This window comes from Streptomyces sp. NRRL F-5126, from assembly GCF_000721265.1.
Lineage (GTDB): Bacteria > Actinomycetota > Actinomycetes > Streptomycetales > Streptomycetaceae > Streptomyces.
In genome coordinates this window covers 1-488 of the sequence record NZ_JOFZ01000073.1, presented here as the reverse complement: position 1 = coordinate 488, position 488 = coordinate 1, and the positions used below count along the sequence as shown (strand labels likewise).

Sequence of the window (488 nt, the reverse complement as noted above, 5' to 3'; positions counted from 1 at the left end):
GCTCGGCCACGCTGAGGAGCACGGGGGCCGCCAGGGGGTCCTGGGAGCCCTCGGGGCCGGCCTGCCCGGGGACCAGCCGCAGCCTGTCACGCTGGGGTGTCACGCCGGGTGTCACGTCGCCCTCGGGCGTGACACCGCGACCTGCGGTTTCGTCGCTCAGACCCCCCTCAGAGGCCCCCTTGAGCCCTTCGGGGAGCTTGTCACGTGACACGCCCTGGAGGAGCCGCGGGAGGGTCTTCGGGGAGGGCTTGGGCGGGGCGCCGTAGAGGCCGGCGCCCTCCACGAAGCCGGTGCGCTCGCGGGCCGCGATGGCCCAGTCGCGCAGCGCTTCAGGGGTGCCGTAGAGGGTCTGCACCCAGTACTGGGCGTTGCCCTCCACAATCATCATTCGCCCGGCCTTGTCGATGGATTCCGGGACGGGCTTGGTGCCGACCACGTTGTCCCAGGAGTTCTTATTGAAGTTGCCCATGAACTTCAGACGGAAGAGG

1 protein-coding gene is annotated in these 488 nt (G+C 70.1%); it reads right to left on the bottom strand.

The features are described from left to right. Positions 1-469: hypothetical protein (locus IH48_RS33945; RefSeq protein ID WP_158710402.1), on the bottom strand; the 469-nt coding region annotated here is incomplete at its 3' end. Between the last annotated feature and the right edge of the window lie 19 nt (positions 470-488).